Origin of the sequence: Streptomyces fuscigenes (assembly GCF_021556455.1) — a bacterium.
Taxonomy (GTDB): Bacteria; Actinomycetota; Actinomycetes; order Streptomycetales; family Streptomycetaceae; genus Streptomyces; species Streptomyces fuscigenes.
This window is the reverse complement of record NZ_JAKGCV010000425.1, coordinates 1-4688: the sequence shown is the minus strand read 5'-3', so window position 1 is coordinate 4688 and position 4688 is coordinate 1. Positions and strand designations below refer to the sequence as shown.

5 protein-coding genes and 1 pseudogene are annotated in these 4688 nt (G+C 73.4%); 3 read left to right on the top strand and 3 right to left on the bottom strand.

Annotated elements, in window-relative coordinates; genetic code table 11:
- Window positions 1-239: pseudogene (locus tag L1885_RS23870) on the bottom strand (2-phospho-L-lactate guanylyltransferase); the annotation flags it as partial.
- 219 nt (window positions 240-458) lie between these two features.
- On the opposite strand from L1885_RS23870, the gene L1885_RS23865 reads away from it, so the two are divergent.
- The 3 genes from L1885_RS23865 to L1885_RS23855 all read left to right on the top strand — a co-directional run bounded on the left by L1885_RS23865 (window position 459) and on the right by L1885_RS23855 (window position 3536).
- Entirely contained in the window at window positions 459-1289 is an 831-nt protein-coding gene (locus tag L1885_RS23865; protein WP_235799232.1) for a lysophospholipid acyltransferase family protein, read from the top strand.
- On the top strand, window positions 1286-2281 hold the full coding sequence (locus L1885_RS23860) for an NAD(P)H-dependent glycerol-3-phosphate dehydrogenase (RefSeq protein ID WP_235799231.1): 996 nt from the start codon (window positions 1286-1288) through the stop codon (window positions 2279-2281). The genes L1885_RS23865 and L1885_RS23860 overlap by 4 nt, the downstream gene beginning before the upstream one ends.
- Window positions 2282-2372: 91 nt before the next feature.
- Entirely contained in the window at window positions 2373-3536 is a 1164-nt protein-coding gene (locus tag L1885_RS23855; RefSeq protein WP_235799230.1) for a D-alanine--D-alanine ligase family protein, read from the top strand.
- Window positions 3537-3731: 195 nt separating this feature from the next.
- Here the strand turns inward: L1885_RS23855 and L1885_RS23850 are convergent, their stop codons facing one another.
- The gene (locus tag L1885_RS23850; RefSeq protein ID WP_235799229.1) at window positions 3732-4235 is read right to left on the bottom strand and encodes a DUF3515 domain-containing protein; all 504 of its coding nucleotides are present in this window, start codon (window positions 4233-4235) and stop codon (window positions 3732-3734) included.
- Between the two features lie 19 nt (window positions 4236-4254).
- A complete protein-coding gene (locus tag L1885_RS23845; protein ID WP_235799228.1) occupies window positions 4255-4488 on the bottom strand; it encodes an Lrp/AsnC family transcriptional regulator in 234 nt (77 codons plus the stop codon).
- Between the last annotated feature and the right edge of the window lie 200 nt (window positions 4489-4688).

Sequence of the window (4688 nt, the reverse complement as noted above, 5' to 3'; positions counted from 1 at the left end):
CCGTGCGCCAGCGCCGCGTTGAGGCCGGCGCCGGGGGAGTCGCCGACGACCCGCGCGCCGAGCGCCGCGAGGGCGGCCGACGCGCCGGGGTCGTCCGTGACGACCACCACATCGAAGACGCCCTCCGCGGCGAGCGCGGCGGCCACCGTGTCCTGCGCGAACGCGAGGGCGAGCCGGGACCGCTGCGACGCGTCGGCCGCCGGCCCGAGCCTGCTTTTCGCCCGCCGCAACGGCTTCAGCGGGACGACCAGGGACCATCCGGTCGTCGGATCGGTGTTCGTGGCGGGCTCCCCGTGCTCGTGCGGCTGCCGTTCATTGTGACGCGGCCCGGCCCCCGCCGGCCGCCGTCCCGGGGCGGCCGCGGCGTACGGTGTGCTCGACAGAGCAGGGGGCCGGGGCGACACTTGTGCCCCAGCCGCCGGGCACCGGGCCGGGCAGGCGACGAGGAAGGTGTCCGAGTGTCCCGCCGAAAAGTCGGCTTCTGGTATCACCTCGCCGCGGTCCTGGCGAAACCGCCGCTCGTCCTTCTCTTCAAGCGGGACTGGAGCGGCGCGGAGAACATTCCGGCGGACGGCGGATTCATCACCGTCGTGAACCACAATTCGCATCTCGATCCCTTTGCCTACGGCCATTTCCAGTACAACACCGGACGTGTGCCGAGATTCCTGGCGAAGAGTTCCCTGTTCACCGACGGTTTCGTCGGTGCCGTGATGCGGGGCAGCGGCCAGATCCCCGTCTACCGCGACTCCAGCGACGCGACGGGCGCCTTCCGCGCGGCCATCGACGCCGTCGAGCGCGGCGAGTGCGTCGCGTTCTACCCGGAGGGCACCCTCACCCGCGATCCCGGCCAGTGGCCGATGGCCGCCCGCACGGGCGCCGCACGCGTCGCGCTGGGCACCAAGTGCCCGGTCGTGCCGATCGCCCAGTGGGGTGCCAACGAGGTGCTGCCGCCGTACTCCAAGAAGGCGTCCCTCTTCCCGCGCAAGACCCACCGCGTCCTCGTCGGACGGCCCGTGGACCTGTCGTCCTACTACGGCCGGGCCGTCACCCAGGAGCTCCTGCGCGAGGTCACCGAGGTGATCATGGCGGCGATCACCGACCTGCTGGTCCAGTTGCGCGGCGAGCCGGCGCCCGAGGTGCCGTACGATCCGCGCAGGGCACGGGCGCTGGAGCGGCGCGCGTCCGCCACCGCGGACGACCCCGCCCCCGCGGACGTCCCGGCCCCCGGGCACACGGAGGCGGACGTCCCCGCCCCCGCGCAAACGGAAGAGGACAAGGGAACATCGTGACCAGGGTCGCCGTCTTCGGAACCGGTTCGTGGGGCACGGCATTCGCCATGATCCTCGCCGACGCCGGCTGCGAGGTGACGCTCTGCGCCCGCCGCGCGGACGTCGCCGAGGCCATCAACACCACCCGGACGAACCCGGAATACCTCCCGGGCGTCGAACTCCCCGCCCGGGTGCGCGCGACCTGCGACCCGGCCGAGGCCGCCCGCGACGCCGAGTTCACCGTCCTGTGCGTGCCGTCCCAGACGCTGCGGGCCAACCTCGCCGCCTGGGCGCCCGTCCTGCCGTCCGACACCGTGCTCGTCTCGCTGATGAAGGGCGTCGAGCTCGGCACGGCCAAGCGGATGAGCGAGGTCATCGCCGAGGTCGCACGGGCCCCCGCCGAGCGGGTCGCCGTCGTCACCGGCCCCAACCTCGCCCCGGAGATCGCCGCCCGCGCCCCCGCGGCCGCCGTCGTCGCCTGCGAGGACGAGTCGGTCGCCCGCCGCCTCCAGGCCGCCTGCCACACCCCGTACTACCGCCCCTACACCAACACCGACGTCGTGGGCTGCGAACTCGGCGGCGCGGTCAAGAACGTCATCGGCCTGGCCGTCGGCATCGCCGACGGCATGAAACTGGGCGACAACACCAAGGCGTCGCTGATGACGCGCGGCCTCGCCGAGACCAGCAGGCTCGGCCACGCCATGGGCGCGGACCCGCACACGTTCTCCGGCCTCGCCGGCATGGGCGACCTCATCGCCAGCTGCTCCTCCGGGCGCAACCACGCCTTCGGCATCAACCTCGGCCACGGCATGACCCTTCAGGAGACCATCGCGGTCACCCGGCAGACCGTCGAGGGCGTCAAGTCCTGCGAGTCGGTGCTCGATCTCGCCCGCCGCCACGGCGTCGAGATGCCGATCACCGAGACCATCGTGGACATCGTCCACAACGGCAAGGCACCGCTCGCGGCGCTGAAGGACCTCATGTCACGCAGCGCGAAGTCCGAACGGCTCTGAGTGGCGCCGAGGGGCCGTACGGGGGCCTGGCGCGCCGATCGGGCACTCGGCCGCAGGCAGGAGCGGTGTGTGCGGGTACCCTCATCGCGATATGAGCGACCTGAACACCTCCCAGAACCCTGAGCGGCGCTCCCGCAAGCCGCGCGTCGCCGTCGTGTTCGGGGGCCGCAGCTCCGAGCACGGCATCTCCGTCGTCACCGCGGGGGCCGTCCTCGCCGCGATCGACCGCGACGCCTACGACGTCCTGCCCATCGGCATCACCGGCGACGGGCGCTGGGCGCTGACCGCCGACGACCCCGAGCGGATGGCCATCGCGGACCGTTCGCTGCCGAGCGTCGAGCAGATCGCCGAGTGCACCGACGGCGACGTGGTGCTGTCCGTCGCGCCCGGCAACCGCGAGGTGGTCTACAGCGAGCCCGGCTCCGTGCCCAAGGCCCTCGGCGAGGTCGACGTCGTCTTCCCCGTCCTGCACGGCCCCTACGGCGAGGACGGCACCCTCCAGGGGCTGCTGGAACTCGCGGGCGTGCCCTACGTCGGCGCGGGCGTGCTCGCCTCCGCGGTCGGCCAGGACAAGGAGTACATGAAGCGGGTGTTCACCTCGTTCGGGCTCGCGGTGGGCCCCTACATGGTGATCAGGCCGCGCGAGTGGGAGCGCGGCGACGACGGTGCCGCGGCACGCCGGCGGATCGTGGACTTCGCCTCCGAGCACGGCTGGCCGCTGTTCGTGAAGCCCGCCCGCGGCGGCTCCTCGGTCGGCATCAGCAAGGTCGACGGCTTCGAGGGCCTCGACGACGCGCTGGCCGAGGCCCGCCGCCACGACCCCAAGGTGCTGGTGGAGGCCCTGGTGCGGGGCCGCGAGATCGAGTGCGGCGTGCTGGAGTTCGAGGACGGGCCGAGGGCGAGCCTGCCGGCCGAGATCCCCCCGGTCACCGCGCACGACTTCTACGACTTCGAGGCGAAGTACATCGACTCGGCCTCCGGCATCGTCCCCGCGCCGCTCGGCGAGGAGGCGACCGCCGAGGTGCGCCGGCTCGCCGTCGAGGCGTTCGAGGCCGCGTCGTGCGAGGGCCTGGTGCGGGCCGACTTCTTCCTCACCGACGACGGCGAGTTCGTCATCAACGAGATCAACACCATGCCGGGCTTCACGCCCATCTCCATGTTCCCGCGCATGTGGCAGGAGACCGGCGTCGGCTATCCGGAGCTGGTGGACCTGCTGATCGAGGCGGCGCTGCGGCGCTCGACCGGCCTGCGCTGAGCCGGAGCGCCCGCCCCGGACGCCGGGCACGGGTCCGGGAACGTGTCCGGGAACGGACGAAGGGGGCCCCGGGCGCGCGCCGTCCGTGGCCCCCGGCATCGGCCGGCCGCGCGCCAGGCTCCCGGGAGCCGGGCGGCTGCCGACGCCAGGCCGTGCGGGGCCGCGCCGCACGGGCGTGCGGGTGCGGGCGCGCGGCTACAGGGTCGACGGGTCGGACTTCTTCACCGCTTCGGCGAACTGCGCGATCGGCGTGCCGTCCTGGGCGAACTTCGTGCCCATCGTCACCTGCACGTACGCGCTGCGGTACGTGGTCGTGAAGGTCTGACCGGACGACGACTGCTGCACGAGCCAGTTCACCCCGTTCGCGTCGACCGCGTCGGAACGGGGATCGCTCATCGCCTTCGGCCGCGGGACCCCGCAGCGCAGCACGATCGACGCGTCCCCCGAGCCCCACGCGGCCGTCAGCTCCGAACTCGGCCGTGTGCCCTGCCTGCCCTGCCCGGCCACCTTCTGCGGCAGCCGCCCGTGCAGGGCCCTGCACACGGCCACCTGGTCCGGCGGCGGCTTCGGGACGGCCACCTCGGGCGCCGAGCCCGACCCGGCACACCCCGCCACGCCCAGCAGGGCGACGGCGGGCAACGACGCGAGGAGGGGGCCCGGTAGCCTGCGCCCGGGGCGCCTTCGGTGGAGAGGTGTCACCGGCCAAGACTAGACGGGGCTACAGATGCACGACCGGACAGGTCAGAGTACGGGTGATGCCGTCCACCCGCTGGATCTTCGCGACCACCATGCGGCCCAGCTCGTCCACCGTGTCCGCCTGCGCGCGCACGATCACGTCGTACGGTCCGGTGACGTCCTCCGCCCGGATCACGCCGTCGAAGGAGGAGACGGCCTCGGCGACGGCCGTCGCCCTGCCCGCCTCGGTCTGAATGAGGATGTACGCCTGTACCACGGAACCTCCAGGGCGGCCTTGCGGATCATGTCCCAGGGGAGAAGGGACGCCACGGTATCGCGTCGTCCCGCGCCGGGGGGAGACCCGGTCGCCTCCGCGTCCCCGGGGCGGACCTGCCCTGTTGACGCCCGCACCCGCCCCACCCGCACCGCCCGCACCGCCCGGGGCCCGCGGCCCCGCCCGGCACCGCCCGCGCCCGC

What these genes read in the sequence shown, in the direction of transcription:
- L1885_RS23855 (WP_235799230.1), top strand. Translation starts at nt 2,373, where the DNA reads ATGAGCGACCTGAACACCTCCCAGAACCCTGAGCGGCGCTCCCGCAAG.